The organism is Paenibacillus sp. FSL P2-0121 (genome assembly GCF_037975345.1).
GTDB lineage: Bacteria > Bacillota > Bacilli > Paenibacillales > Paenibacillaceae > Paenibacillus_AQ > Paenibacillus_AQ odorifer.
In genome coordinates, this window is the sequence record NZ_CP150245.1 from 6,870,058 (window position 1) to 6,896,410 (window position 26,353).

Below are 26,353 nucleotides of genomic sequence, written 5' to 3' on the forward strand. Positions count from 1 at the left end.
CGTTTTTAAAAGCTTCTCCTCTAATTGCGATTTACTTTAAGGCCCAAAAGATTACTATTTGGAGTACGTATTTCATTTAGCTTTTGAAAGCGTTTTATTAGAGGAGTACAGGCAGCTTGTTATGCATGGCAACTAAGTGAGGGGGAATTTATTTGAGACAAAAAACAAGCAATAGGTTTATGAGCGCACTCAAAAAAGACGGGCTTCTTTATATGATGGCACTGCCCGGCATATTAGCGCTGTTGGCCTTTTCCTACTTGCCAATGGCAGGGTCGATTTTAGTGTTTAAGGAATATCGCTTTGACGGAGGTATTTTTAACAGCCCATGGGCAGATCCCATCTTTAAAAACTTTCAATTTTTCTTTAACAATTTTGATACTGCAATGCGGGCGACATTTAATACGATAATGTTCAATATTTTATTTTTTGTATTTGGCACCATCTTCGCGGTAGCGATTGCTATTATGCTCAATGAAATTTCTAGTCGCCGATTCGTCAAAGTTAATCAAAGCATTATGTTTTTTCCGTTTTTTATGTCTTGGATGGTTATTGGCTCCATTCTAAATGCAATTTTGAATAATGAAACAGGCTTTCTAAATCAGATTATTAAAAGCATCACCGGTTCAACTTATGATTTTTATGCTACGCCGTGGATTTGGATTCCGATTCTGGTCATTGTGGTGATTTGGCAAAGTACAGGTTATAACTCCATTATTTATTTTGGTGTGTTGACTGGCTTTGATTCCTCCATGTATGAAGCCGCCGAGGTAGATGGCGCCAGTAAACTTCAGCAAATTTTTAAAATTACAATTCCTATGCTTAAACCGACCATCATTATTTTGTTTCTATTATCGGTCGGCAATATGCTGCGCGGTAACCTAAATATGATTATCGGCTTGACGAATATGAACCCGATTTTGTTACCCTTCACGGATCTGATCGATGTATTTGTTTATCGCAGCGGCGTAAGAAATGGTGAGATGGCGTTTGCGTCGGCGATTTCGTTATATCAATCTGTTTTTGGCTTCTTCCTTGTTATTATCGCTAACAAGATTACAAGCTGGTACGACAAAGATTCCACATTATTTTAAGGGGGTGTCTATTTGAAACGATCAAATGCTGATAAGTTAACTAATATAGCCTTTTATGTCTGCTCAGCAATATTTGCACTATTCTGCTTGTTCCCGATTGTTTTAGCGATTTCCGGTTCACTGTCTGATGAAATGGCGATCACTATGCAAGGTTTTTCGATTATTCCACGTCATTTCTCATTGGATACTTACCGTTATGTATTTTCTAATCTTGATTTTATGATCTTAAAAGCCTACAAGATAACATTGTTTACGACAATATTTGGCACACTACTATCGGTGTCGATAACAGCATGCTTTGCCTACGTCATTTCCGTAAAAGATTTTAAGCACCGTAATAAACTGGCGTTCTTCGCTTACTTTACTCTGCTGTTTAACAGCGGTATGTTGCCGTGGTATTTAGTGACCACACAATTTTTCGGCCTGAAGGATTCGTTGGCAGCATTGATTTTGCCTTATTCAATAAATGTATTCAATATGTATCTGCTACGTAATTTCTTCAAGTCCATCCCACATGAATTGCTGGAAAGTGCACAAATTGACGGCGCTGGTCATGGGCGGATTTTTATGCAAATGATGCTGCCGTTAGCCAAACCGGGGCTTGTTACGATCTCATTATTTTATGCACTGCAATATTGGAATGACTTCTATTTACCATTAATGCTCAATAATAATCCCGAGCTATATACGATGCAATACATCTTGTACAAAATGATGGCCAATATTCAATACCTTGCAGCCAATCCAAGTGGCACCATGGCAGGCCATGTTATTCTGCCCTCGCAAACGATTAAGATGGCAATTACCTGTATTGCGATTGGTCCGATTATCTTGCTGTATCCCTTTGTACAAAAGTACTTTGTTAAGGGCGTTACTGTTGGCGCTGTAAAAGGATAATAAGAAAAAACAATAGTAGTTAGGCCTATTTGAATTTTAGTAGGCTAAATATAAATTTGGGAGAGTGTTCTTATGGGCAAATCGAGAAAAGGGTTCACCTTACTGCTTGCATCTTTACTGCTGGCGGGACTTTTAAGCGGATGCGGCGGCAAGTCGCAAGGGGACGAAGCTGGTAGCAACAATAGCAATAATGGCAGTGGCGATCAGCCGACCAAAGCAACGTTAGTGCTTTACGGGGAGCAGTCAAAACGTATGGCTGATTTTGCGAAAAATGAGTTTCATGACAAGGTTCTGCAAGCGATTAACGTCGATGTAAGTATTCAATATTTACCGTGGACCGAGTATGCAACTGGTAAAACCGAGCTAATGCTATCATCCGGCGAAAAATTTGCCACATATACCGATACTGCATTTATGGCAAAATCCGTTGCCAAGGGCTATTATGCTGATTTGACTGAAGCTGCTGAAAAATATGCTGGCGATTTAAAAAAGAATACGGGCGGCGATGAAGCGTTTGACATCTGGAAGGTCAACGGAAAGCAATATGCATTACCTTTCGGCAATAAACCAAATGCTGGAGAAAATTATGTGATTATTGCACGAGAGGATCTGCTGCAAGAAGTCGGTATGACCGATTTGAAAACCGTTGAGGATGTTGAGCAATTTTACAAATTGGCAAAGCAAAAATATCCTGATATGATTGGCTCAGGACGCGGCTGGAGCTTGAATATCTTCAATGGCTCGATTAATTCAAACATTAATATTTATCAGCCGTATAGCTTTATTATGACCGATGGCAACAAGCCGGAAGATCCGACTGTCTACAGCTTTTATGAATCGGATGAATACAAACAAATGGCGGATATCGCCCGCAGATGGAATAAAGAAGGTCTTATCCCAAGCTACGCCTTGTCAAATCCTGCACAAGCAGATTCATCGTTTTTTGCAGGCAAAGCCTTATTCGGCATGGGTGCAAGCTATCGCGTATTTGAGTATATGGATGCCATACGCAAAGCTAACCCTAATGCGGTGTTCAAAAACTACTATTTAGGTGATCCTGCGAAAAAACCACTAATGTCACGCGGCACATATTCTACAGCGTTTGCAGTTGGGGCTAATGTAAAGGGTGCTGAACTTGAGGGTTACGTGAAGTTAATTAACTTACTGCAAAGCAGTCAAGAATGGACAGACTTTATTCTGTATGGCGTTGAAGGCAAAGATTATAACCTAACTGCTGATGGACAGATTGAGTTTATTAATCAAGATACATTGTTCGACACTTGGTTGCCTGATAACATTCATTTTACAAGATTTAGAGATTATATTACTGAAGAACAAATCAGTACGTATCAAAATTGGAACGAAGGCTCGATACTACAAAAAGATATTGGCTTCTCCTTCAACATGGAGCCCGTAAAAACGGAATACGCTCAAATGCAAGCCGTAGAACAAGAATATATACAACCCATATCACAAGGTTTTAAAGACTATGACTCCAATATTGACACTGCCTTGAAAAAGCTGGGTGATGCCGGTTTAGAAAAATTTATTGCTGAATATCAAAAACAATTTAGTGAGTTCATTTCCAGCAAAAAAGCAACTAATTAAGCTTATATGACTATCGGAATAGCCTGATTCATCAACTCACAATTAGGCTATTCCTTCATAATTTCATATAAGGAGGGAATGAAGCTATTGAAGCTGTTGAATCCAGGCAAACAATTTGTAAGTAAATATGCCAATAGATGGCGCAAAAGCTTTAAGTTCAAAGTCTATATGAACTTTTTATCCATTTCTATTATTACTGTAATTATTATCAATGTTGCGGCCTTCCAATATTTTAATGTTTATATGAAAAATCAAATTAATGACATGTTGCGAAATAAGCTGGAAAATATCAGTACCGTATACAACAGCAAACTAGATCAATACCGTCGCCTGACAGAGCTTATTAATAAAATGCCCAAATCTATTTCTTACATTTATGACTATGAAAACACCAGCGTATTGGACGCGATAGAGATAAGCAATAACTTACACCCGATTTTGAATGCGAACGAATCCGTCAACTCCATTTTCTTTTTTAATCAGGATGACATTATTTATGAACTGGATGACTACTATCTTAATCGAAATGAAAAACAAAATATTTTAAAGCAAGTACTGCAATCTAAGACGGATCGTTATCCTATTCCGATTACATTAGCAGATGGCAGCCAGCGACTCGTATTTTTTCAAACCTCGCGCACAGCCTTATACGGCACTAGTCAAAGTGGTATTATCATAGTCTCCAATACGGAAACATTACGTAAGAGCATTCTTTCCAGCTATGAAGATCAGTCTGACAGTATATTAATCGTAGATAATCAAACAAGCCAAATTATAACTGAACAAAACAATAATTATCCCATAGCACCAACTACACTAAATGAAATAGCGCATGCCACAGATGGCTATAACAGCTATTCATCAAAAAATAAGGGTAAAGATGAAGATATAGTAATTTCCTATGTAAATAATGGGCATGAAGGATACAGTATCGTTTCCGTCATGGATTATCAAAGCAGTATTGAACAATTACTTAAGGCTAGAAATGCGATTATTATCTTTTCCATCTTCATTATTTTCATTGCGCTATTATTAAGTTATGTGTTCACTAATAAAGTTTACAAGCCAGTTAATCATATGCTGCTCAATATTTATACAGCCTTCAGAAACTCGGAGCAGGATGATGAAGAGGAGCAAGAACATGGAAATCATTATGATGAGATACAAACAGCATCACTGACAATATCGAAAGCGCTTTCTAAAATGAGTGCCTTGGAATCACGGCACAGCAGCAATGAATTTATAGATTTTCTTCAAAAGCGTAACTATAGTCAACAAAATGCAGACCCGCAACTGCCGCGAGAACTGAAAAGCCTGCAAGAAAAGCTAGGAGATCAAGGACATTATCGCGTTATCAGTGTAGAAGTTACTGCTCCTTCTGCTCTAGATCTCGATTATAATCTCTTACTTCTTTTGCAAAATGTCGGGCAACAAATATGGAGCCAGGAAATAGATTATAAAGCCTATCCGATAAGCAGCAATCAGTTCATTCTAATTGTCAGCGAAGGACGGTCGGCTATTTTACTAAACGATCTGCAAGTTGTGGCGCAATACGCTGAACAAATGATTCATAAGCTTGCCGAGAACTATAAAGTTCATATCACTATAGGCATTTCACAAATAGCATATAACTTGCAGCAATTACCGGATTCCTATGAACAAGTCCAACATTTGATAAGAAATAAATTGTTTTGCTACAAGCAGTCGTACTTTATCTTTGACACCTTTACACCAAGTAGTCTATCCAAAGGGCAAGCGAATGAGTTGACACAGAAGATTTTGGAGCTAATTAAAAGCAACCAATTGCAAACAATCCCTCTTGAAAATATAGAAGCTTTACTTGAGCTTGTGAAGAATATTGAGTATGAAGCAGGTTTAAGTTATTTAGCCAATTTGCTTGCTGATGCTGCTATGCTAGCGCATAACTCCATAGTAGAAAATAAGGAATACCGTAGCATCTATCTGGATGTCTATGTGAAGCTGCAAAGCTGCAATAATATTGATGAGCTTAGTACCCTGCTAAAAACAATGCTCGACAGTGCTTGTTTAGAGTTAAAAACTTCCCGTTCATTAACGGTGCAAAACAACATTATGAAGGCGATCGAGTATATCCATGAGCATATTAACGATAATACGCTATCCATTGATGCCCTTGCTGAAAAATACAATATGAGCTCATCGTACTTTAGCAAACTGTTCAACAGCTATACGCAGAAGACCTTTCCAGATTATATAAATCAATTAAGACTGCAAAGAGCCGCAGCTCTACTGGTGGAAAAGAAAGATTTCAATATTAACGACATTGCCAGCGAAGTTGGCTTTAATAGTAGTTCTTATTTTGCTGCTGCCTTTAAGAAGAAATATGGGCTGTCACCGTCGCAATACAGGATCAATTATCTTGATGTTACTGCAGAATCAGCTGGAGAATGACACATAGAACATGGCGGCGAACCATCTCCAAAAAAACCTAAAAAGGCACCCGAAGGGGCGCCTTTTAGGTTTGGAATACACGTTGTATTAGTGGCTTGTCAGCCAAGCCGCCAACTCTTCTGTCTGACTCAGAATAGCTATTGGGTCCCAGTAGCCGGAGCGATCGCTTGTCCAAAGAAATACGTGATCATTTTTGACTGCTGGCAGTGCGCCCCAGATCGGGTCGGCTTTAAGTTCATCCAGCTTTTTCGAGTCGGAGGTAAGAATAATATAGTCACCGGCATACTTTGGTAAGACCTCAGCAGAGAATGAAGCCCAGCCCGGATCGGCCATTTCGGCGGCGATATCCGCAGGAGGCTTAAATCCTAATCCATTATAGATTGGTTGTCCACCTTTGCCGAAGTCTGTTCCGACGGCCATCAAGCTGTTTTCAGACCATTCAATAATGGAAAATGTGCTATCTGCAGGCACAACCTTCAATACGCTCTCCTTGGCATTGGCCATACGGCTGTCATAGTCTGCAAGCCAGGTTTTGGCCTTATCTTCTTCACTAAGCAGCTCACCGAAATAAGCCACTTCCTCATGTACCGTTTTTAAGGAAGCGTATGGAATAACGACCGTAGGTGCGATTTTTGACATCTGCTCATTTAGCTCAGGATAGAAATCATCCATAATAATCAAATCGGGATTAAGCGACAGAATTTTCTCTACATTTCCATTTCCGTCCCCTATATTCTCAACGTCTTTCAAATACTCCTGAAAATATGGATTTTTAATATGATGTTCGGAGGTTCCGATAGGTGTAATGCCAAGCGCAATTAAGCTGCCGAGATATTCACCTGCAACAATTCTTTTGGGATGAAGGGGGATCTCCACCTCACCGTTAACCGTTTTAACGATTTTGGTCTTCGGCTGCTGTGAGGCAGCATTCTCCGTAGCACCGTTTGTACCACATGCGCTCAGTACCAAAATGAAGCTTAACAGCAATACCGATGCCAGCGTAGGCCTTGAATGTTTAAACATGAATGAATCTCCCTCTTGATCAAAATGATACTGATAATCGTTATCAATATAATCAGTATAGTCAAATGATTCAAGGGCAACAATGGAGGATTCTATGTTTGTGGCAGGACTATCTTCTAGTTTGTTCTTTCTGGAATGCAATTCTCTATAGCTAATCGGGGAAACACCCTTATACTTTTTGAACAGCCTGCCCAAATAACTAGGGTCTTGATAACCGACGCCCACTGCAATTTCCTTCAGCGTAGCATCTGTTTCCAGCAGAAGTGCCACCGCTTTTTCGATGCGCACCTTAATTAAGTAATCAATCGGGCTAAGTCCAGTACGGATTTTGAAGTAGGAAGATAAATGGGGGACGCTATAGTTCAGGCTTTCCGATAATGATTCCAGCGTAATGTTATCCGTATAATGTTCATGGATAATGTCGGCAATCCGGGCAGCCAGATCACGCTTAGTCGTATTAACCCCTTGCACCGACATTTGATGAAATAGCTCATACACAAACTGATGGAGTAAAGTGCGAACATGCAACCGCGCAAGCGGCTGCGGCTTCCCCCACTCCTTAAACATCTCGCTCACTATGCGATACAGCGCTACCGAATTGTCAGGCGTCATGCTGTACGAATGATCAAAGGATTTAGCGCCCTCGTATAGCGTAGCAATCTCTAAGGGTAGTGAGGGATGCATACTCACTTTATAATAAATGCTATAGTAATCCAGCCCCTCGCTGCCTGCGTCAATGTTGAGCACAGTTCCTTTGCCTACATGAAGCACTGTAAAGCGCTGTAAACGGTGAACTTGGCTTCCCAGGTTAACTGTAGCATTACCGTGAATCGACATAAGAAACAGCCTTGAGGGGACGTAATAGGAAGGTATAGATTCGCCAGGTCTAAGGGTCATCCGACGAATATCAACTACTTTGCAATTCGCGTGATTCCATACAGCAATAAGGTCATTGATGTCCATGATTGACTAACACCTTACATGTTTTCGTTTGAAGCCGAGCTGCGATTTATCAACTGCCTTTTGAATATTAATTGAAGCATTCAAAATCTTGCTTTTTGCACTACCGGTATGGACTTCCACCGGGCCAACTTCCTTTGCAATCTCAACCGCTTTATCATGAAGCGGCAGATAGGATACGCCCACAGTGTAGATGAAATTGTTCATTGCGTATTTCGTTCGCTCAGGAGCATCATGAATCGTATTTTTAGCAAGCTCCAACATAGCGGCCAATTTTTCTGCGGAAAATTCACTGTCCGGGCGATTTCCGAGCAGCCAGCAGTAACAGTTCCAGCCCGCCGACATTTTCAGCTCTATCTCACTGGCAATCCATTTATCAGAAACCTCTTGCGCAATATCCGTCTCCGCCAACGTTACTGCCACCACAAAGTCCGATAGCATATAGAAATAAGCGCCAGCAATCCACCGCTCAAAATCCGACTCTGACATTGCTTTAGGCTCCGCGATCACCCCGGCAAAATACATAGCGTCGTAATTTCCCGTAGCATAAAGCTGCTCGGCCAAGGGTTGATTATGTTTTATTTTTCTGAAGATAGGCTTCATCTGGCCTGTGGCCACACCAAAAAGCGGTTCGTGCGCGCCATTGGATAGATATATTTTCTTGGTGCGTTCCTTGCCGAGAGCTTCAAGCTCTTGCATGACCGTTTCTAAATCCATTGTTCGCACTTCCTTTTTAGATTATTGGCTAGGGACTCAAACTTTACTTGAATATATCATAAAAGCTCTTATAAATACCTTCTTTTATACATCAAGGTAATTTGCCCCGCTATGTATTCAGCGCTATATTGGTTGCCATCCTTAATCCACCACATAATAATCCCCAGTAGTGAGGCTGCAATAATATCAACGGAGACTACCTCCTTAGTAAGGTCAATGTTCCTCGCGTTTCTTCGTTTTTCGACAGTACTTTTTAACAGGTTGGTCAAGTGTTTTTTGAAGCCTTTATGCTCAATCAATACAGCAAAAACTTTCCGGTATTCAAAAAAATAATTTAAAAAGGTGACCAGCTGCTCCTGTTCGTTGTTGCTCTTCATTTGTAATAGCGGTTCAACCTTCATGGACAGGTCATCGAAGATTTCATGTACGATCTGGCGCAATAAATCGTTAATATCCTCATAATGCAAATAAAACGTTGCACGATTTAGTTCCGCGCGGTTGGCGATTTTTTGGACGGTCAATTGCGAAATCTCCACATTGTCGGCCAATAATGAAAAAACGGCGTTCTTAAGCATCTTTTTTGAGCGAATAGCTCGTGGGTCAACTCTTTTATGTTCAGTCATTTCATCCCTCTATTATCGTTTAAATGGCCTTTCATCAACTAATTTGCCTATTCTGTCGATTAGTCGACATTTTCAATAAAATTGCAAATAGGAATACTATTTAAATCCTGATATGATTTATTTTATTGACACTATGTCGAAAAAGCAATGAAGAGAGGACTGCAACATGCAAGAAGACATTAAGAAAATAAATAAAGGGATCTTACTAACCATCTTAATCTTTGGTTGTTTCTTATCCACACTCAATCAGACGCTTTTAAATGTCGCCTTAAGTAGTCTGATGGATGTATTTGATGTCACGGCAACAACCGTACAATGGATTTCAACAGGATTTATGCTGATCAACGGGATTTTGATTCCGATTACGGCCTATTTAATGAAACGTTTTACAACACGGCAATTATTTATAAGTGCCATGTCATTTTTATTAATCGGTTCTATAATTTGTGCAGCAGCGCCGAGCTTTAGTCTACTCTTAATCGGACGAATGATCCAAGCTGCCGGTGCTGGCATTATAATGCCGCTCATGATGAGTGTTGTGCTGGCGATCTTCCCCGTTGAAAAACGTGGCAGCGCTATGGGACTGCTTGGACTGGCGATGATATTCGCTCCTGCTATTGGGCCAACGCTCGCGGGTTTTGTTGTCGAATACCACTCTTGGCGCTGGTTATTTATCGGGCTTATTCCACTTGTCCTCATTGTTATAGCGTTGGCACTCAAGTATTTAGTGAATGTATCTGAGACGTCTAAGTCGAAGCTTGATGTCATAAGTGTTCTTTTATCAACCGTCGGATTTGGCTTAATTTTATACGGCTTCAGTAGTGCAGGCAGTAAAGGCTGGGATGATGTAATCGTGATCCTGACCTTAGGGATTGGGGTCGTGGTAACAGCCGTATTCTGTCTTCGACAAATCAAATCGGATGATCCGCTGCTAAACCTGTCGGTCTTCAAAAATAAGGTTTTTACGATGACATCTCTTATTAACGTATTAATCACGATGATGATGTACGCAGATATGATCTTATTGCCTATTTATCTGCAGAATGGCCGCGGGTTTACAGCATTTGATGCAGGACTACTATTGTTGCCGGGCGCACTCGTAAATGCGTTCATGTCACCCGTCACCGGTAAATTATACGACCGTTTCGGTGCGAAACCGCTGTTCATCATTGGTCTATTGTTTATTATTCCATCTATGTGGGCGGTAACAGATTTATCTGAATCAACTACGTATACGTATCTAATGATTCGTACTATTGGCCTGCGAATTGGATTAAGCTTCATTACTATGCCACTCAATACAGCCGGACTAAATGCGTTGCCCAAACAACTTGGCACTCATGGTACAGCTGTGAACAATACCGTTCGCCAAATTGCCGGGGCCATTGGTACTGCTGTCGTAATTACAATTTATACAGTGCAGGCAACAAGTCATGCAACTACAGTGATGCTGAACAATCCCTCCACTACTCCTGACATTCTTAAATCCCTTACATCAATTCTTGGGGCAAGTGACGCCTACTACTTCATGATGATTTTATCCATTGCCGCATTTGTTATAACCTTATTTATGCCCACGAAAAACAAGCTCATGATTGAAAAGAAAGCAAACCTAGTTAGCAAGGAAGAACCTCAGTTGTAACTAGTAATTGCAGAGTAAATGAAGAAAAGCCATTCCTTAGCGGAGTGGCTTTTGTTATGAATGGCTTGCTTTGGATCATTGGAGCACGTATTCCTACGAGCATCAATATTTTCTTATCCATATCAGTATCCCCCTCTCCGTATCAAATGTGTAGACTCTATTATAAAAACGGAAAAATATTTAAACTTTACACATAAGTTAATATATGGTATTTTAATAGTGTTATTAAAAGGAATATTAATCCATAATAAGGAGCTGATTCCATTCATGAAACTATCTTTAAAAAAGAGATTGATGCTTGTTGGAACCTTTGTTTCAGTCTTTCTTTTTTCTTTTGTTTCCCAAGCATATGCGACTAATTTAATTGGCTACCCTACAGCTACACAAGCTAAGAATAATTGGTGCTGGGCTGCGACTAGCGTTACCATACTTCAATATTACGGAATCTCTGTAAGCCAATGTTCTTTTTATGATCATGTGAAGGGAACCTCCGGCTGTACAACAGACGAGAGTGAATCTTATGGAACTGTTCAAGAAGGCATTCATGATTATGGTGTCTCCAGTTGGAATCATACAGGAGCACTATCTTACAGCGATGTAAAAAACCAGATTGATAATGTTGGCAGTCCTATATATGTAAGCTGGAAATGGAATAGTGCTACCGGTGGCGGGCACGCAGTAGTTATCTATGGGTACGACACATATAGTGGAAATGATTGGATTCAACACATGAACCCGAGTGGGGGCACAAAAACCTCCATGTTATACACCAACGTTAAAGGTGGCTCCAGCTACGATAGAACCTGGAGATGGGGACTTCATGGCTTCAACAAATATATTTAAGGAGGGCTTCCCATTAAGAAAACGCTGCTGTTAACTGTAACTTCATTCGTTTTATTTCTGACTTTTTTCTCACCTGTATGGGCTCAGACCGTAACTGAAGATGTTGTTTCTTTTGCAAATACAGAAGGATTAACATTGATTAAAGAAGGGCTATCTAAAGATCCTGAAGGGTATGGTTACAACAATGAAGCAGAGATTAGTGAAATTACCGTAGGTCAAGGAATGCAGATTCATTTTATTGATGGCGCTAAGCTTAGGGCGGCTTCCGATAGTCTGATTGAAACGGTCACACCCCAAGACAACTGGGAGTTTCTTATTTTATCGGGCGGAATACCCAAATCTAAAATGATCATTCAAAAGGATTCAAACGGGTCCTATCAAGTTACTGAGTTTGGAGGAAATCCTAATACTTTGGCCTATGCTATTCATTCACTAGAAGCTGAGGGTGAAGTGAGTGAGCCTACACTTATCCGTGAGCGGGACGAATATATAGCTGCCTTCAAGAAAGACAATCAGGAACTAATCATCGCCCCACAACAAGCCTCATCAGCAGAAACAAAAGGACTAAGCAATATTTCGGAGCCTCAAGCACCCGGGCATTTAATTGATGTGTTACAAACGATGCAGAACGATTCTTCCGATGACGAGCAGGATGGGTCGGGAACCATTGCTTCCGCATATTATGCGGACGATAATAATCATCTAACAAGGTCTATCACCATTAGCGCCATTATTGCTCTAGTAGCGGTATTTGTGTTCTGGGCCTATCTCAGAAGACGTAAACAACCTAAATAAATGTAAAAATAAGTAGGCCGCCCTCCTTCATTGGATTGCGGCCTACTTTGATAGATAGTACCTCTAAAAAGCCTCCCTCTCCCCATATGATTAGGACATAAAGGCTGCCAAAGACCTCGTTAGCATAACACCATTTGTAATGGTATCTTGCGGCTAAACATCTCGTCCAGTACCCATGCCCCTTTTATACATTTTTTCTGCTTCAATAGGACTTTCTTTTGCCGTGATATGATACGGAATTACCCGATAAACTTGAACCGGACCGCCAAATACAGCCGATCTATACTTTTCCACATGCTGCTTGGACAAGGGGCGATTATAATAACCCGGTACGTATTTATTGATCAATTCCTGAAGTACGTGTGTGGCTTCATCCAAATCTGAAATCGGTTCTGCTTGTCCAAAAATCATTACGCTCATATAAGCTGTATCCGTTTTGGCTGGTACCGGATCTGTAATAGTTCCGTATTCCTCACATACCGTAAAACACACCTCCGGATTATCACGCATGACCTGATTACGTCTTCCATCTCCAGCCCCATGAATATACAGTTTCCCTTCAGTCCATACATAATTAAGTGGCACAACATAAGGGAGGTTCCCATCAACCAACCCCAGATAACCTAATCTCGTTTGGTGAAGGAACCTTTCAATCTTCTCTTGATCTAGGCATTCCCTGGTCTTGTAACGAACCGAATTCATATCGAATCTCTCCTTTTATTTAAATTGCGGATACCTGCGTTGTTACGGTAGTATATCAATGAATGGATTGCATTAAAATATCCATAATTCGCTGTTTAGAGCAATCCATAATCAGCTTTTTATGATTGGAGTTTCTATTTGGAGGTATGTACGATGATGAAAGTAATTCGTAATGATAAGAGACCGATCTGGCAGCAATTGCTTGATCAAGCGATCCATAATATTACTAGCGGAGTCTGGGCACCAGGAGAACTACTGATTCCTACCCGCGAACTTGCGCACATCGTAGGTGTCTCCCGCTCAACTATACAGATCGTCTATGAGGAATTGTTAAGTCGGGGTTATACAGTTACCTCCCGCCGGGGAGGGACGCGAGTTAGTACATGGAAGCAAGTCGCTATATCAACGAAGGAAATAGAAACAGAGGGCCCCACACCTCCTTCACTCTCCTTGCTAGACTCAGCTGTTGATCAATTACATGACTGGTTCAGAGGTAAAGAGCCGCTAGAAGTGGATATTGATTTCAGTCCCCATGAACCCTATTTGGACGAACAATTCCAAAAAAACTGGCGGCAATCGCTGCTCCAGGCATCCGCTGAAATGGATTTATCAAGCTGGGCTTACGGTAACTGCTACGGGTACACACCATTACGTGAGCAAATACAGCGTTATTTATCACTTGAACGGGGCATACATGTCCAAACCAATCAGATTCTGTTGACCTCAGGAGCTCAGCATAGTATTGACTTAATCGCACAGTCACTTTTAGCTGATGAGGACACTGTCTCAGTAGAAGATCCAGGTTTCCCAGCTGCTTGGATGGCAATGAAATACCGCCGTATGAATGTGGTACCCGTTCCTGTTGATGAGTATGGTCTAGTGGTTGAGCATATTCACCCGCAATCCAAACTGGTCTTTGCCACCCCTTCCCACCAGTGCGCAGTAGGGGTCGTTATGTCGGAGCCCCGCCGGCAACAACTGCTGCATAAGGCCGTTCAAGAACGATTTTGGATCATTGAAGACGATTATGATAGTGAATTTCGATATCGCGGGGAGCCGCTGCCAACGCTGTTTAGTCAGGCATCTAATAATACTTTGTATCTCATGAGTTTCTCTAAAATGATTGCACCAGGCATTCGTATTTCGGCTATTGTTGGATCAGTCGAGGCAATTGCTCAGCTAGCGAAGGTGCAGGAGCTGACTTACCGTCATCTTCCGATTATGGATCAGCTAACACTAACCCACTTCATTAAAAATGGTCATTTTATGCGCCATATGCGAAGAGTCAGAAACGTATACCGGCGAAGACACGAGGTCATGGCAAAAGCTATTATGGCTACCGGTTTAGGGGAGCGCTTCACGCTCAGTGGAGTAGAAACTGGATTACATATGTTATTAGAAGCTGAGGAAACATTCGACGAAGAAGCTGTGACAAAGTTAGCCCTACAACATGGAATACGTGTGTACCCTCTTGGACCCTATTGTTTGGATAGCAAAAGAAAAGGATGGGTATTGGGGTTTGCAAAAATAAATGAGGCAGCGATTGAGCAGGGCATTCATCGTCTTGCGGAGCTGATCCTATAAAATCATCTCCGCAGCACTCACAAAATTTGTTGAACAGTCCATAGACTATTTTAGATCTATGAAACCCTTGCTTCCGCGTATTATCCGGACGATAATAATCACCTAACAAGGTCTATTACCATTAGCGCCATTATTGCTCTAGCAGCGGTATTTATGATCTGGGCCTATCTCAGAAGACGTAAGCAACCTAAGTAAATGTAAAAAGAAATAGGCCGCTCTTTTCATGGAGTGCGGCCTATTTTTCTCTCATCTACGGCTCCCGAGAAATATTCAAACACTGCACTCTAATACTATTAAAAACTTACCAAGAAACTACTAAAAGGCATGTTGATTACTACTTCCGGAGACTATTTTTTATATGAAGGAATCAATCCTGGATTGGCTCAAACAGGCAATGTAGTATTTGAAATCCCAGAAGATATGACTGGCTTTCTTTTGAATGTCCAAACTGGGTTCTGGAGAACCGAACAAGGACAGATTGAATTGAAATAATACTATATGGATCGTAAACCACCCAACTGGATATTTAAAAATCAATGAAAAAGGCACTACCTTGAGGCAGTACCTTTTGCATTGTTAAGTGAAGAGATCTCCAATTTAGGGGGGGTAATACTCCACATCGACCCAATCAGGTCCTACATTACATAGCTTTTTCAGCCAAATCACTAACTAAATTTCTCATCCACTTACGGGAGTAAATCCGGGCGTAGCCGAAACCAAAGCGGACAACCTCCTCCAGCGAGATGACGAGATACACAAGGTAGACTGGTTGCTTCCAAATGTATGACAGCAACAGCCCGGATGGGACACCTATCAGCCACGTTGCGGTAGACTCCATGCCAAATACGAACTTGCTGTCTCCTCCGCTGTTTAGAATACCGCCGGCTATAATCATATTGGATACTTTGACCCAAAGAAATCCAGCAAACACGATAACGATATACATGCTCATTTGTTTAGCGTCCTCGGAGATATTGAACGCAGAGACATACAGCTTCGAGCCTGCCGCAATGATAACCCCGACGATCAGAGAGATAATGATGCCTAGACGAATGAACCTTTTCGCATGATCGAGTGCGATATCAGATTCATTCGCACCCAAACGGTTGCCAACCATTACCCCTGCTGCACTAGCCAGACCCGATAATAAACCAATGCAAAGACCCTGAAGTGGGAAGGTAATGGTCATTGCAGTCATTTCCATCGTCCCCATACGGCTATAAATGACCGCATATGCCGTTTCACCCAATACCCAAATCAATTCAGTCAGTAGCAGCGGATAGGTCGTTCCAAAAAACTTGCGAATGAGCGGTTTAGGAACGCTGAATAAGTTCTTTAACCCGACAGCTCCCGGTAAACGATACCGGTACACGGCACCAATGATCAACAAGCATTCGAAGACCCTAGAGATAAGAGTAGCAATGGCAGCGCCCTTCAGACCAAGCGCAGGAGCACCGAAATGACCGTAAATAAGTACGTAATTCAGTATAATATTCAAGCCAACTGCAATTAGACTTACATACATCGGCCATTTGGCATGGCCAGTACTGCGTAAAATCGCGGAATACATCATCGTGAGCATGACAGGCACAAAACCGATCGACATTATCTGGAGAAAGATATAACCCTCATCTATTACATTCACGTCTGTAGTGAATAGGCTCAGAAAGAGCGGCGAGTCGATAAAGACAGCCGCAGAGAACAGGAACGAGAACGCAAAGCCGGTGATCAGTCCGAGACCCAGTACTTGAGAGACGCTTTTGGAATCTTTATTTCCCCAAAACTGGGCTGCATATATGGATACACCCGTTGATAAACCGGCCAAGACAACCGCGATGATCCCGTATATTTTGGTCGACATCCCCACCGAGGCAATTGCCACATCTCCCAGCTGCCCAACCATCAATTGATCCGTCAAATTAAGCAACGCCATCAGCAAGCTTTGAAGCGTAACGGGCACAGCGATTTTATACACACTTTTGTAGAAATCTTCTTTCTCTGACATGTATCGTTCACAACCCCCATATTCTCGATTTTTCCAGAACTCATTGCCATTCGCAGTCTATGACTTAGTGTGAGGTTAGATCACCTTTTTGTAGCGCATGAGCGTGTAGTTATCTTTTGGTTGAATTTCTACAACCTTGAACTTTTTCGCAAAGTTCAATTGCTGATAACCGTCTCCATCCACTAAAGTAATGTTTGTGGAGCCGCCTATGATGATTGGAAGCTGCATTAGAATAATCTCATCGACGATATCCTGATTGAAAATATGCCAGTTTAAGAATCCGCCGCCTTCGACCAGCAGACTGGTAATCCCATAGTTCTCCTCCAACTGACGTTCAAGCTCCACAAAATCTACTTTATCCTCGCCGCAGATAAGGCACTCCTTCCCTCTTTGCCGGATCTGTTTGATTTTTTCTTCATCCCGTCCTTTCTCGGTCGTGACAATAATCGTCTTCCCTTGGTCCGAGAGTACATTGCAATCTAGCGGAATATCCAAGGTAGTTGTCGGAATGATACGAATTGGATTTTTATTTTCCTCATACCGATTAGTAAGGAAGGGATTGTCCGTCAAAATTGTATTTTTGCCGACCATAATTCCCTGCACCTTCCCCCGGAACAGATGAATAAATTCCATATCCTCACTGGAAAACAAAGAAAAAAGCTCTTTACTCGAATTACCAGCGCCCATAGTGAGCTTTCCATCAATAGAAATTTGGCTGAATATCGTTGTTTTCATTTGGCTCTCCCCATCTCTAATTAGCTTTTAAATGCGCCCCAAGAGGCTTGAATAGTCTGTTCTATTTTGTTCAATGCTTGTTCAGGATTGCTCAAGGGCAGCTCGATAAGACCCGCATTTAACGCCTCCCATACATGGATCATGAAGGGATAAGTCGGCATCGGCCGTGAGTGATCTAGAAGCGATAAAATCATCTTTTTGTTAGGCGCAGCAGAGGCAGCTAGACGGTTCAGTACCTCTTCATGAGCCGGAATCCGCTGTACACCCAGCGTCCACATCGTTTGGCATTCGTCACTCAGCATAAAGCGCGTGAATGATAAAATATCTTCCCGCTCCTCGGACGTTAATGAATGATTAGGGTAGATCAGGCCAATAGAAGAAGACATGGATAACGATTGCCGCCCTTCGATGCTCGGAAGCTGGCAAACCGCAAGCCTATTGTTCATATGCTTATCTAGATGGTTATAAATCCACTCGCCACAAATAATGGCGCCGATCTTACCGTCAATGAACTGCTCAAGCAGTCCTGTCGAGCCGTCGAGACTAACGAGCACGCCTTGATCCATCTTGTCGCTAATAAACTGAAGTGCCTGCTTCATTTCAGAGGTGACGATATTCGGCTTTCCATTCTGTACAAGCCAGCCGCCGAAAGCTGTAAGGAACGGAATAAACCAATAGCCTTGCTGTAAGTCTGCTCCAATCGGTACGATACCTTGGGCGGATAACCTTTCTGCTGCCTCTTCGAACACGTCCCATGTCGTCGGCGCACTAGGGTAAATCGACGGGTTGTAATACACAACCAGATGATTGCCCCGCAATACCGGGATACCATACTGAACACCATTCATTTGCATCGTTGAAAGAGCACCCTCAGTCAGCGTATCGCCAAATAGCCCGCCCGGCACTTCGGAGTAAAGACCGTTCTCAACATAGGAGGACATGTCGGCAGGAACCATCGCCAGATGTGGACCTTGCTGGGTGTCCTTAATTTGGTTCAGGCGCGCAGTCAGCTCCGTAATATTCATGACTTGTGGCGTAATTTGTACCCCAAAGCGCTCAGTATACAGCTTACAAATTCCCTCCAGCACCTCAATCGAGGTATCTCCCGGACCATCAAACTCATGCCATACCACGACTTCCTTATTGTTCTTTTCCATTGCAGCCTCTCTCCCTTACCTAAATTGTCTATGACTGTTTACGAGCACTAAAGCCTGATTAGGCGCAAGCAGCAAGCAATCGAACGCCTGACCTACGCTGCTACCCGTTAAGGAACTATCCAGTGTTACCGTCATTGGGCATCGTCCAGGTACGGCAACCTTCAAATCAACTTGGCAGAAAGCAGCAGCACTCAAGTTAAAGCAGCACAGCAGCGTTTCATCTCCATGCATATACCCATACAGAACAATACCTTCCGGGGATTGAGCCACGAAAAAGTTTTCCGGCTTCACTAGGTGGCGCCAATCTCTCTTGAGTTCACTTAGCTCCGCCAACAGCGGCAGCATCGGTGTAGGATTGGTCCAATTAATTTGCATGACGTTAAAAAAAGCTCGGGAAATCTCCTCTCCGTTCGTGTTGTCTCCAAGACCACAGTTGAGCGGCTGCTCCTCATTCATTTCATAACCCGTCGTCACGTATGGAATTGCGTTCGGAAGAAATTGATTAAATACCGCAATCATCCGAGCAACCTCAACACCGCCACGGCTGGTGATCCGAGGAGTATCTGCTGTTTCTGCACAGGCAAACACATGAATATTCAACTCAGGCAGCTCTTCTAAGAATGAAACGAGATTGTCTTTAGTAATTTGTGTCATGACGTTCCATCCACTGCCAAGCATAATGTTATAGCCGGTGTTTGCTGCCTTCTTGTGGTTGCGATTGAACAAATCTTCGCTGATTAAGATCGCATTTGGATTCATCTCTTTAATCGTGTCAAAAATACGAGTCAACAACGGAATAGGAAGCACGTGTCCGATGTCGATGCGGAAGCCGTCAATCCCATATTTTTCGAGATTAACCCGTACTGCCTCCTCCAGAACATCCCACAGCTCCAGATTCGGCTGCTCTCCCGGGTAGTCATTACATTTAATCGTATCAAAAAGGACATATGGCGCCTGATCCGGACTTATAAGATGTCTCACTTGCGGAGAGAAATCCTTGTAGAGGCGTAAGAACGTAATGTCTGTCCAAATCGGCTGCACATCATTTATCCAATCCGAATGCGCTGGAGCAGTCGTTATCCCCATCTCTTGCTCCACCAAAGTTAATAGCTCATCTCTAGTTTTAGCAGCTTTCTCCTTTAAGTGCTGCCAAAGAATTGGATGGAGTTCATTGGGCGGTGGCGTGAACTTCCGCAGAAATACTGCTGTCTCCTGGCTGCGGTAGACCGTCTCCAATTTGTCCGGCGTACACTCCTCAAAAAATCCAAGCTGGGGAATCGCGGGCGGCGCAAAGCCTTCTAATTCGTCCATTTTGATCCAATACACCCATTCAGGATGCTCGGTAATGAACACACTGTTTTTCGCCGTCACACGGGGAATGAAATCAACAACAGTCTTAATATCAAGTAAATGACAAGCCTCTACCAAAGCGCTGAGCTCATCGTGGATCGTAAACTCCTCCATATCATCCAATAGGCTATCGTGCAGGTTCTCGTCCAAATGAAATAACGATTGCACTGCGTAAGGGGACCCAATACCCCCCTTCAGATTCAACTTGCTGTACTGGTTAACTGGAAGCATGTACAGAATATTGATGCCCATTTTCTTTAGCAGAGGCAGAAGAATAAAGAATCTTAAAAAAGTACCCGATTCAATTTTTCCGTCATGGTTATAATCCCAAGCCGTAGAATAGCGAATAAGCGAAGAATAGATCGCGCTATCGTCCAGATTTATGCGTTCCTTAAGCAGATATCTCCACGAAAGCCTGTCCACATAATTCAAATGATCAGTCAAAAAATCATACGGGTGTACACAAATTTCACCCTCTTTTTCTAAGAGAACACGTTCATATTGGCACTCATTCCACACTGCGGGTATCCAAATTGGCTCTACCTCTTTGGCCTTTTGTGTAGACAAGTAATCTTGAATTAATCTGAATTTGCTATCATTGCTCATCAACAGTGCCACCTCTCATTGATTGTAGTCTTACGTTTAGGGAACAAAAACCGTCTTTACGGTTTCACTCCCAACCACCTTCAAAGAGTTCAATTCATAGCCGATTAACTCATCTATCGCTGCTTCATGCTGACTGAGCTTAACTTTTCTAGTTACTAGTTTCTCCATTTCAGGAGTTTCAGCGGCAAACCGCAAAGCTTCCTCGAACATGTAGCGGTATTCACCTGCTGCTATAATTTTTATTGCATGCTGCACGAATTTGGTAGGGGAAAAGGTGTAGCGATACTTCGCATTAATACCAAAAGGAACGATGCGGCCTCCACGTTCAATCCACTTTTCCGCCATTTCGAGTTGAGTGCCCACCGTATCGATAATCACATCAAACTTATGTCCCCCACAGATTTTGTCTACGGTAGCTTGATTTAATTGGGCAGGGGTTAGAGCAAAATCTGAGATCTCTCTGGCAAAAGCTAGCCGATAGGGATTGACTTCAGTCGCTACCGTGAGCGCAGATTTCGACTTGCTCACAATTTGGCTTAACAGTCCCATTGGACCCGATCCAAGAATAAGTACCTTGTCGTCTGCTGTGACATTGGCTTCTTTGAAATTGTGCAGTACACAGGCAAGCGGCTCAATCAAAACCCCCGTCTCCCAGCTCATATGATCGGGAAGACGGTGTGCAAACGTTTGTGCAGTTGAGTAAAAAAAAGTGAAAGTCCCATTTCGATTCAAACCCGCAATAGGCATCCCATTTCCATCGATGCCCGTACAGAGGTGCGGCTGTTTCTTCAGGCAAAAATAGCATTCATCACAGCTTTGATTCGGATCGATAACTACTCGGTCGCCTACCTTAACACGGTCAACGTTGCTGCCGATTTGGATTACAGTCCCTACTGCCTCATGACCCCGAATGACCCCTGGAACCCCCTCCTCTTTCCCAGTTATGACTGCTAAATCTGTTCCACATACACCTGTCATCTCAATCCGGATCTTGACTTCATCCGGTGCTGCAATCTGCGGCTCTTCCCATTCGCAGAGCTCCAGCTTATGATTGGATGTCCACACCAACGCTTCCATACTCATTCCCCTTTCTCTTTTTTGTTATCCATATTCGCCCAGAATATATCATAACTACCATGTAAAAGTAAGGTGAATGTTGTCGAAAAATGTTAATAATTACATTTTTATATAAACACTTCACGAGTAAGCGCTTTAATTTTCTTTCGCTTATTATGCGGATTGCACTGTCTGAAACGGCAAGTTTAAGGGCCATCCCTTGTGGGATGACCCTTGAATACTATCGTGATCAATCGAGCTCCGCACGGGAATAAATCCCGCATCAACGTCTCCTATTTTGCAGCTTCCGCTTCCAGCCGTGCAATGACCTCTGAGCGGGCTTGATCTGTGAAGCTAAGCACCCCGTTTTCCTGAACGATCAGTCCTTCCCGTATTCGGCCATCCAGCCAATCGCTGATCCAGCCGGGAGCATACCCGCCTTGGCCGAACTCGCCGCCAAAAGCAATCATTTCTTCATATACATCCAGATATTGTTGACGGCTCGTATTTGGATAAGAGCTTGTGTATAGCCAGAACTGCACATCATACATCAGAGTAGAAAGCTCATCCGCATGAAAGGAGAAGTGTCCCTTCTCTTCAACGATTCGGGTACATACTTTACGGATCTTCTGCTCAAGCTGATCTACTTCAGACACATGGCTGCACAGCTTCGCAAGCAATGGTGAGAATTGGCCTACGGCTACTTTGCGCAAATCCTCCTCTTTATCTTCTTCAGAGGTGTCGTATTCTTCATCACTCACCAGGCCGCGTATAAACGTCTCGAAGTCTGGGGCCAGAAATGTAATCTCATAATTATCTTCCTGATCCACATGAATCACCTCGGGTTCACCGTCCTTCCCGCAATTCCGGTAATCCAGCATCACGACATCATGACCTGCCGAAGGGCAATCGCAAATTACCACGCCAATGTCAGGGTATCCCCACTCCTCAATCATAAACGGACTGCCGAGATCGCCGCAGAGTGAATAGCTTTTCTCACGTCCGATGCCCATAATGCCCGTAATCGCAATATGATCCTCAGCCCATGAGGTCGCATCCTCCGTAGGAAAACAAGTATTATAAGGCACTCCCCCATTGTGCTGCTTCATCAGACTGATATAAGAGGCAGGAAGCTTGTAACCCAGTTCTTCTTCTACAGAAGCAATCAGCTCATCCGTAGGCGGGGCCGAAACATATTCTTTTAGCGCATAATCGCTATCTTTCCAAAATTCGGAGAGGTCCATCCCTTCAAAAGGAGTTGCAGTCGTCCCCGAATCATTATGTTGCTCTCTGATTGCCTGTCTGGCTGCGGCGTGTTGTTCTTTGCGTAGCTTGCGCTGGCTGAATTTCAGAAACATGGCCGTATTCTCATCATCCGGATCGAGGTCATGGGCAATACCCAGCACTCTCACCGCTTCCTCATATCGATTCAAATAATAGTAGGAATATCCCACACGAAAATGCCACAGATAATCATTCTGTCCTTGTTCCGCAATCTTCGCGAAGTGTTCAAGGGCTTCTTCATAACGTTCCAAATTGTTATACGCTCTTGCCAGACTGCTGACCATCTCGTAATCTCTGTCCGCTGGAGGAATCTCCATCAGAGTGTCTACAATCTTCTGGTGTTCATCATCTTCATGCCACTGTGTCAGCTGTGCGATTAGTTCTTTGTCCATGGTCTACCTCCCAAGCTTATAATCAAGTTACTAGAATATAGAGAAATATGGTTTTCCCTATTCTACCAGATGGGATGTAGGTATTGAAAATCGATAATAGAGCCTCACAAAGATTCTTAATTATGGGTACAGCCATATCCCTGAAACCGTCATCACCGCTGGCAGTACAGCCTCGTCAACCGCTACATTGTCATACCAGCCGCCCACTGCAAGGTTCAGCACCAGATAAAATGACTCGTTAAAGGGCATAACCCCTGGCTCCAAGCAGCGCTCGGCAAAGCAATGTCCGTCTACCAGCCATCGAATCGAACTGGCGGTCCATTCCAGTGCATAATCATGGAATTCATTAATGGTTCCGCTTTCAAAATGGTGCGAGAACTCCTCGACGATTTGATGTTCCCAATCCTTTCCGTAGTGCAGTGTTCCGGATATTTGCTGAGGCAAGCGGCCTTTGGCTTCCATGATATCAATCTCGCCGGAAGCTGGCCAAGGTCCGTAAGCCTGTTCCTGCGGAAGCAACCAGATGGCAGGCCAAACCCCTTGCCCCACCGGCAGCTTTGCACGCACAACTAACTTCCCATAGCAAAAGGAAAAATGGTCCTTTGTATCCAAACGAGCCGAGGTATATGCAAAATTGCGCCCATCCTTTCCAATGGATTCACTGCGTGCGCACAGATTTAAGCCAAATTCATCGATATACAGATTGCTGGAATGATCCGTGTAATACTGCTGCTCTCCGTTGCCCCAACCTGGGTCTATGGGATTACCTTCATTATCTAATAAGTCGTTGCCAAGGCGGATATTCCATAGCTTCATATCGGCATTTCTATCTAAGAAATTCTGTTCCCATACAGGTTTATTCATCCTTTGCACACTCCCTTCATTTAATCACAGCATACTTAATTTTTGCGGCTGGTCAAACAAATCTAAAAAAATGGGATAGGGTCGATAATCATGGGCTTTTTTTCCTATACGCTTTTTCATACGATGAAATAGAAAGGGGGCACGGAAAATGTTCCAATACAGAACGGAACAAATGAAAGCGCTTTTTAAGCAGTGGCAATTGCAAAGCATGGTTATCCCGGGAATCATCTGGATGTTTATCTTTTGTTATATCCCTATGTTTTGGCTCATTATTGCATTTATGGACTACAGCATCGCCAAACCCTTACTAGAATCACCGTTTGTCGGGCTGAAGCATTTTCAGGATTTTTTGACGGATGAGCGTTTTTGGCGTTCGATTCGCAATACGCTGGGGATGAGCAGCATCAAGCTGGTCCTGGGTTTTCCCATTCCTATCTTGTTTGCCTTGCTGCTGAATGAAATACGGAGCCTTCGATTTAAGCGAACGGTACAAACCATTTCGTACCTGCCGCACTTTATTGCCTGGACGATTTTTGGCGGCATTGCGCTCAATTGGCTGGGCGAGGGCGGTGTGATCAATCAGTTGATGATGGCGATCGGGCTCCAGGAACGCGAAATCCTGTTTAACAGCGACCCTAAGTACTTTTGGTGGATCACCTTTTTCACCGATACGTTAAAAGAAACCGGCTGGAGCGCCATTATCTACATAGCGGCAATATCCGGCATTGATCCGGGGTTGTACGAAGCGGCTGAGCTGGATGGCGCAAACCGGCGGCAGCGGATGTGGCATATCACCATTCAGAGTATACGCCCCACCATCGCTATTTTGTTCATCCTCGCTGTCAGCGGGATACTTGGCAGTAACTTTGAGCAGATCTTTATGTTGAAGAACAATATGAACATGAGGATGGCGGAAAGCCTAGACTTGTATATCTACAACATGGGGTTGGTCTCCGGGCGCCATTCCTTCTCAACAGCCGTCCTGTTCGCCCGCTCTATTGTGGCGCTAGGTTTGTTGTTTTTGGCAAATCACACATCCAAAAAACTAACCGGCGACAGCATTTTTTAGAAGGGAGAGGACAGAGGTATGGAAAGACGCAAAAGATTTCGGCAAATTGGAGTATTTGAGGTCTGCAACACCCTGCTGATGCTGGCGGTTTGCTTTTTAACACTGTACCCGATGTGGTTTGTATTCATTAACTCGCTTAATGCGCCGCAGCAGGCATCCCTGGGCACCGTCAACTGGTTTCCCAAAGAATTATCGCTGGCCAGCTATAGCGTTGTGTTCAATGATAAAACAATGATGAACGGTTTTTACATCACCACTCTGCGCACAGTCATCGGGACAGCAACGCATGTGTTGTTTACCGCCATTATTGCTTACGGAATGAGCAAGTCTAATCTAATCGGACGCAAGCTGTATCTTAAAATCGCATTGGTTACGATGCTGTTCTCAGGCGGGCTGATCCCTACATTTATTCTGATGACGAAGCTGGGATTATATGATAATTTTTGGATATTCATCATTCCCTCTATGTACACTTTTTTTAATATGGTCATTTTCATGAGCTTCTTCCGCACCATACCTGACAGCCTGGAGGAATCTGCGAAAGTAGACGGTGCTTCAGACTATGGTGTCCTGTTCAGAATCGTATTGCCCAATAGCATGGCTGTCATTGCGACTATATCGCTTTTTTCAGCCGTTTATCATTGGAATGATTATTACCAGGGGGTCATCTACATCCGTTCGCAGGAATTACTGCCACTACAGACCATGCTGTACAAAATCATTGCGGAGAATTCTATGTCCTTCATGCAGCAGCAAGCTATGGCGCAATTCGGCGCAAGACTTCCCGGCAACTCTATTAAATTTGCATCCATGATGGTGGCCACACTGCCTATTCTGATAGTCTATCCTTTCATTCAACGCTATCTGGTCAAAGGTGTAATGATTGGCGCCATTAAGGGATAAGAGTGTGAGTGTCTAGA

21 protein-coding genes are annotated in these 26,353 nt (G+C 43.1%); 10 read left to right on the top strand and 11 right to left on the bottom strand.

All coding sequences use genetic code 11. The annotated features are described in order from the left end of the window. The first annotated feature begins 152 nt into the window (after positions 1–152). The 4 genes from MKY54_RS30335 to MKY54_RS30350 all read left to right on the top strand — a co-directional run bounded on the left by MKY54_RS30335 (position 153) and on the right by MKY54_RS30350 (position 6,026). A complete protein-coding gene (locus MKY54_RS30335; protein WP_139331004.1) occupies positions 153–1,091 on the top strand; it encodes an ABC transporter permease subunit in 939 nt (312 codons plus the stop codon). A gap of 12 nt (positions 1,092–1,103) precedes the next feature. Further along, complete coding sequence (locus tag MKY54_RS30340) at positions 1,104–1,988, top strand: carbohydrate ABC transporter permease (protein WP_076278228.1); 885 nt, start codon at positions 1,104–1,106, stop codon at positions 1,986–1,988. Between the two features lie 72 nt (positions 1,989–2,060). Next, positions 2,061–3,596, top strand: coding sequence for a DUF3502 domain-containing protein (locus MKY54_RS30345; RefSeq protein ID WP_339188988.1), 1,536 nt, complete (start codon positions 2,061–2,063; stop codon positions 3,594–3,596). 87 nt (positions 3,597–3,683) lie between these two features. Then, the gene (locus tag MKY54_RS30350; protein ID WP_339188991.1) at positions 3,684–6,026 is read left to right on the top strand and encodes an AraC family transcriptional regulator; all 2,343 of its coding nucleotides are present in this window, start codon (positions 3,684–3,686) and stop codon (positions 6,024–6,026) included. A gap of 87 nt (positions 6,027–6,113) precedes the next feature. Here the strand turns inward: MKY54_RS30350 and MKY54_RS30355 are convergent, their stop codons facing one another. The 3 genes from MKY54_RS30355 to MKY54_RS30365 all read right to left on the bottom strand — a co-directional run bounded on the left by MKY54_RS30355 (position 6,114) and on the right by MKY54_RS30365 (position 9,301). After that, positions 6,114–8,012: an ABC transporter substrate-binding protein gene (locus MKY54_RS30355; RefSeq protein ID WP_339188994.1), complete on the bottom strand. Its 1,899-nt coding sequence runs from the start codon at positions 8,010–8,012 to the stop codon at positions 6,114–6,116. 6 nt (positions 8,013–8,018) lie between these two features. After that, entirely contained in the window at positions 8,019–8,726 is a 708-nt protein-coding gene (locus MKY54_RS30360; RefSeq protein WP_076143912.1) for a DNA alkylation repair protein, read from the bottom strand. 68 nt (positions 8,727–8,794) lie between these two features. Next, positions 8,795–9,301, bottom strand: a complete 507-nt coding sequence (locus MKY54_RS30365) for a TetR-like C-terminal domain-containing protein (protein ID WP_339188997.1) — start codon at positions 9,299–9,301, stop codon at positions 8,795–8,797. Between the two features lie 214 nt (positions 9,302–9,515). Here MKY54_RS30365 and MKY54_RS30370 point away from each other — a divergent pair, with 214 nt between their 5' ends. The 3 genes from MKY54_RS30370 (at position 9,516) to MKY54_RS30380 (ending at position 12,629) form a co-directional block, all read left to right on the top strand. Continuing rightward, on the top strand, positions 9,516–10,991 hold the full coding sequence (locus tag MKY54_RS30370) for a DHA2 family efflux MFS transporter permease subunit (RefSeq protein ID WP_076124247.1): 1,476 nt from the start codon (positions 9,516–9,518) through the stop codon (positions 10,989–10,991). 267 nt (positions 10,992–11,258) lie between these two features. Continuing rightward, complete coding sequence (locus MKY54_RS30375; protein WP_076124249.1) at positions 11,259–11,834, top strand: C39 family peptidase; 576 nt, start codon at positions 11,259–11,261, stop codon at positions 11,832–11,834. Positions 11,835–11,969: 135 nt separating this feature from the next. Beyond that, positions 11,970–12,629 carry a hypothetical protein gene (locus MKY54_RS30380; RefSeq protein WP_076124251.1) on the top strand — a complete coding sequence of 220 codons (660 nt, stop codon included), beginning with the start codon at positions 11,970–11,972 and terminating at the stop codon, positions 12,627–12,629. 153 nt (positions 12,630–12,782) lie between these two features. Here the strand turns inward: MKY54_RS30380 and MKY54_RS30385 are convergent, their stop codons facing one another. Continuing rightward, entirely contained in the window at positions 12,783–13,331 is a 549-nt protein-coding gene (locus MKY54_RS30385; RefSeq protein WP_036682364.1) for a pyridoxamine 5'-phosphate oxidase family protein, read from the bottom strand. A 153-nt stretch (positions 13,332–13,484) separates the two neighbouring features. Between MKY54_RS30385 and MKY54_RS30390 the strand changes: the two genes are divergently transcribed. Next, positions 13,485–14,915, top strand: a complete 1,431-nt coding sequence (locus MKY54_RS30390; protein ID WP_339188998.1) for a PLP-dependent aminotransferase family protein — start codon at positions 13,485–13,487, stop codon at positions 14,913–14,915. Between the two features lie 640 nt (positions 14,916–15,555). Here MKY54_RS30390 and MKY54_RS30395 read toward each other — a convergent pair. The 7 genes from MKY54_RS30395 to MKY54_RS30425 form a co-directional block, all read right to left on the bottom strand. After that, positions 15,556–16,920: an MATE family efflux transporter gene (locus tag MKY54_RS30395; RefSeq protein ID WP_076124257.1), complete on the bottom strand. Its 1,365-nt coding sequence runs from the start codon at positions 16,918–16,920 to the stop codon at positions 15,556–15,558. 75 nt (positions 16,921–16,995) lie between these two features. Continuing rightward, positions 16,996–17,655 (bottom strand): dihydrofolate reductase family protein, encoded by a 660-nt coding sequence (locus MKY54_RS30400; RefSeq protein ID WP_076191531.1) that lies wholly within the window; start codon positions 17,653–17,655, stop codon positions 16,996–16,998. 20 nt (positions 17,656–17,675) lie between these two features. Next, a complete protein-coding gene (locus MKY54_RS30405; protein WP_339189000.1) occupies positions 17,676–18,812 on the bottom strand; it encodes an extracellular solute-binding protein in 1,137 nt (378 codons plus the stop codon). 15 nt (positions 18,813–18,827) lie between these two features. After that, positions 18,828–20,768, bottom strand: coding sequence for an alpha-amylase (locus tag MKY54_RS30410; protein WP_339189002.1), 1,941 nt, complete (start codon positions 20,766–20,768; stop codon positions 18,828–18,830). A gap of 36 nt (positions 20,769–20,804) precedes the next feature. Beyond that, on the bottom strand, positions 20,805–21,851 hold the full coding sequence (locus MKY54_RS30415) for an alcohol dehydrogenase catalytic domain-containing protein (RefSeq protein WP_339189005.1): 1,047 nt from the start codon (positions 21,849–21,851) through the stop codon (positions 20,805–20,807). Between the two features lie 266 nt (positions 21,852–22,117). Next, on the bottom strand, positions 22,118–23,500 hold the full coding sequence (locus tag MKY54_RS30420) for an SMI1/KNR4 family protein (RefSeq protein ID WP_076303515.1): 1,383 nt from the start codon (positions 23,498–23,500) through the stop codon (positions 22,118–22,120). Between the two features lie 120 nt (positions 23,501–23,620). Further along, a complete protein-coding gene (locus MKY54_RS30425) occupies positions 23,621–24,364 on the bottom strand; it encodes a glycoside hydrolase family 16 protein (protein ID WP_339189007.1) in 744 nt (247 codons plus the stop codon). A 148-nt stretch (positions 24,365–24,512) separates the two neighbouring features. Between MKY54_RS30425 and MKY54_RS30430 the strand changes: the two genes are divergently transcribed. Both MKY54_RS30430 and MKY54_RS30435 read left to right on the top strand, forming a co-directional pair. After that, positions 24,513–25,433 (top strand): ABC transporter permease subunit, encoded by a 921-nt coding sequence (locus MKY54_RS30430; RefSeq protein WP_076124267.1) that lies wholly within the window; start codon positions 24,513–24,515, stop codon positions 25,431–25,433. 18 nt (positions 25,434–25,451) lie between these two features. Further along, positions 25,452–26,336 (top strand): carbohydrate ABC transporter permease, encoded by an 885-nt coding sequence (locus tag MKY54_RS30435; RefSeq protein WP_038573901.1) that lies wholly within the window; start codon positions 25,452–25,454, stop codon positions 26,334–26,336. Positions 26,337–26,353 lie beyond the last annotated feature (17 nt).

What these genes read in the sequence shown, in the direction of transcription:
- MKY54_RS30345 (WP_339188988.1), top strand. Translation starts at nt 2,061, where the DNA reads ATGGGCAAATCGAGAAAAGGGTTCACCTTACTGCTTGCATCTTTACTG.
- MKY54_RS30355 (WP_339188994.1), bottom strand. Translation starts at nt 8,012, where the DNA reads ATGGACATCAATGACCTTATTGCTGTATGGAATCACGCGAATTGCAAA.
- MKY54_RS30360 (WP_076143912.1), bottom strand. Translation starts at nt 8,726, where the DNA reads ATGGATTTAGAAACGGTCATGCAAGAGCTTGAAGCTCTCGGCAAGGAA.
- MKY54_RS30365 (WP_339188997.1), bottom strand. Translation starts at nt 9,301, where the DNA reads ATGCTTAAGAACGCCGTTTTTTCATTATTGGCCGACAATGTGGAGATT.
- MKY54_RS30370 (WP_076124247.1), top strand. Translation starts at nt 9,516, where the DNA reads ATGCAAGAAGACATTAAGAAAATAAATAAAGGGATCTTACTAACCATC.
- MKY54_RS30375 (WP_076124249.1), top strand. Translation starts at nt 11,259, where the DNA reads ATGAAACTATCTTTAAAAAAGAGATTGATGCTTGTTGGAACCTTTGTT.
- MKY54_RS30385 (WP_036682364.1), bottom strand. Translation starts at nt 13,331, where the DNA reads ATGAATTCGGTTCGTTACAAGACCAGGGAATGCCTAGATCAAGAGAAG.
- MKY54_RS30390 (WP_339188998.1), top strand. Translation starts at nt 13,485, where the DNA reads ATGATGAAAGTAATTCGTAATGATAAGAGACCGATCTGGCAGCAATTG.
- MKY54_RS30395 (WP_076124257.1), bottom strand. Translation starts at nt 16,920, where the DNA reads ATGTCAGAGAAAGAAGATTTCTACAAAAGTGTGTATAAAATCGCTGTG.
- MKY54_RS30400 (WP_076191531.1), bottom strand. Translation starts at nt 17,655, where the DNA reads ATGAAAACAACGATATTCAGCCAAATTTCTATTGATGGAAAGCTCACT.
- MKY54_RS30405 (WP_339189000.1), bottom strand. Translation starts at nt 18,812, where the DNA reads ATGGAAAAGAACAATAAGGAAGTCGTGGTATGGCATGAGTTTGATGGT.
- MKY54_RS30410 (WP_339189002.1), bottom strand. Translation starts at nt 20,768, where the DNA reads ATGAGCAATGATAGCAAATTCAGATTAATTCAAGATTACTTGTCTACA.
- MKY54_RS30415 (WP_339189005.1), bottom strand. Translation starts at nt 21,851, where the DNA reads ATGAGTATGGAAGCGTTGGTGTGGACATCCAATCATAAGCTGGAGCTC.
- MKY54_RS30420 (WP_076303515.1), bottom strand. Translation starts at nt 23,500, where the DNA reads ATGGACAAAGAACTAATCGCACAGCTGACACAGTGGCATGAAGATGAT.
- MKY54_RS30425 (WP_339189007.1), bottom strand. Translation starts at nt 24,364, where the DNA reads ATGAATAAACCTGTATGGGAACAGAATTTCTTAGATAGAAATGCCGAT.
- MKY54_RS30430 (WP_076124267.1), top strand. Translation starts at nt 24,513, where the DNA reads ATGTTCCAATACAGAACGGAACAAATGAAAGCGCTTTTTAAGCAGTGG.
- MKY54_RS30435 (WP_038573901.1), top strand. Translation starts at nt 25,452, where the DNA reads ATGGAAAGACGCAAAAGATTTCGGCAAATTGGAGTATTTGAGGTCTGC.